1 protein-coding gene and 2 pseudogenes are annotated in these 2,293 nt (G+C 40.5%); all 3 read right to left on the bottom strand.

Annotation, left to right across the window (positions count from 1 at the left end):
- Positions 1 to 779: pseudogene (locus C5471_RS23020) on the bottom strand (hypothetical protein); the annotation flags it as partial.
- A 202-nt stretch (positions 780 to 981) separates the two neighbouring features.
- Positions 982 to 1,845: a hypothetical protein gene (locus C5471_RS23015; protein ID WP_242688839.1), complete on the bottom strand. Its 864-nt coding sequence runs from the start codon at positions 1,843 to 1,845 to the stop codon at positions 982 to 984.
- Positions 1,846 to 1,901: 56 nt separating this feature from the next.
- Positions 1,902 to 2,293, bottom strand: a pseudogene (locus C5471_RS23010) (hypothetical protein); the annotation flags it as partial.

Genomic DNA, 2,293 nt, shown 5'->3' with positions numbered 1-2,293 from the left:
ATATCCAGCAGTCTTATTTCCTGGCTGCCTTCACGAGAAAACAGTGTTTGCAGCATATCAACTGCCTGAAAACCTTTATTCACTAACCCCAGTTTTTTGCGCTTTGTTTTAAACGCCTCTTTCAGTTCATGAGTTAATTTTCCGGAATAAGGGCCCAGTGTATAATCAAAGCTTCCTTCAATCGTTAACGTGTCCGTTAATTCATAACCGGCCGTGCGTTTATGCCAGTTTTGACCCGGCCTTTTCGCCTGCGGATTGGTTTTTTTCCTGTCCTCAAGCGCCTCGGTTTTTCTTTCCTCTACACTTCTTTCCCGTATCGCCTGCTCTGCCCCTATCGTCACCGCCAGTGTCCATTCATATTGCGGCAAAACATGGATTTTCGTATAAAGCGCATCGACCGTGCCCAACAACAATGCCTTCGTCTTACCGTTCGTCAATGGAAATGAACGCATGACAAAAGGCTGGCCGTAACATTGTGTCAGCTCAAGAATATAATCGGTATGGGGCAAATGACTCAGCTCTCCTGGCTGAAACAGGGACGATGCAATAAAGCCCAGCGGATCATTTTCTATCGGATCCTCCGGTAAGGTGTGGCTGGAAAAACGGATTTTATCCTCGCTGCCTGGGCCGTTTATCGGGTTTTTAGCCCATTCATGAAACTGAAACACTGGATTATCCGGGCTATAAAAAATCGCTTTCGGGCATTGTGGATTGTCAGATATACACCGTTTCCCCACCAGGGAAATCATCACAGGGATGCCGTCGGTTTCATCAACCACCCAAATATCCCCTATCGGTTCAATCTGGTTATAAATAAAAACCCGTTTTCCGATTTTTAAAGTTAATTTGTGAATGCAAGGGTCCGGGATTTTACAATCGCATACGGCGCTTTTCATGTTAACTGAGAGCATAGTTTTTCCTTACTTCTCAGTATTAACTGCCAGAAACGGTTAATACTGAGTTATCTAAAAGAAATCATAGTTATCTTGAAATCACCACTTTTCCATTGATTAAAGAAAAAATCGGATTATATATAAATCCATTTTCGCTATTATTCTTATCCTCAATTAGCAACGGTGACTTTATACTATTATTAAGCTCATACCGGAATAACCGACCATCCATATAGCGCACCAGCTTATATTTACTCCAGTCTATCGGTACTGCCTGATAGCCTTTATCAAAGTAATGTTTAAAATCCAACGAATCAAAATGAATTTGTTCAGTACTGTCATTAGCCTGGGACTCCTCATGCAACGTTAACTGATAGGCTGTTTTCAGTGCCAACAAATCCTGTTTTTCCAACATTTGCCAAATATCTTCATAGGCTTTCTTAACCAGTTCAGTACTTGCCGCTGTCTCCGGCAGAGGGGTCGCCATAGTCCAGGCCCAGACAGGCAGATCATTTAATGTCACTGTCCTTTCCGCATAATAAAAACCTTCATCTTTTAGGTTATTTTCCGTAATTTTGCTGTACTGCGCGGTATTAGCATTAAAATTAACGGATTTCGTATTTGTTGGCTCTAACGTACCATTTTTATCTGCCACACTGGCAATAATATTCGTGATTTCATCAGACTGGTAAGGTGTCATCCTTACCAGTCTGACTTTGCACTCCGCCTGCTTATCTTTATAAATATACCCTTCTTCTGCATCACTAAACGGGGCCATTTCCATATGGACAGTGTTTTTACCATTTTGCAATAATGGTGCAACATTATACCCGGTCGATATAGTACCAGTCATTGAATTGAGATTACTTAAAGTATAAATTCCATTTACCTTAAGCACGCAACGTGCCCGATTAGTTTCTAAATAAGTAATATATTTAACTTTATCCATCATATTTTTCCCATAAGCTGATAATGAAAATAAGACCAGAAAGAGCAAAAACACTTTTTTCATTGCGATAACCTCAGTTTATATGTCGATTTTTCCTTCGGTAGTTTTGGATATATTTCCCATTTCTTTTGTTTCTTATCACCTAGTTTGCTATTTTGATTGATAAAATCATAATTATTTTTAGTTATACCTTTCCCCACCCCATACTCCACATAATAACTGGCAACAATCCCCTCATGAAAAAATACCAGATATAACCCGTTATCCTGCTTATCCAGTTCAAAACACCCTTCCGCTTCAATATCTGCACCAGCTTTAAAATACCCTTCTACCAGATAATATTTAAAACCCGCCTGAATATTCGTTTCCGCCCTAATCGCCAGCGTACCCCTGACGCTATCCCCCAACTGGAATTCCATCTCCCGCTCTTCATTGCTGGCATATTTAAATG

The organism is Photorhabdus tasmaniensis (assembly GCF_011189505.1).
GTDB lineage: Bacteria > Pseudomonadota > Gammaproteobacteria > Enterobacterales > Enterobacteriaceae > Photorhabdus > Photorhabdus tasmaniensis.
The sequence above is the reverse complement of the archived record's forward strand: the minus strand, read 5'-3'. Positions and strand labels throughout refer to the sequence as shown.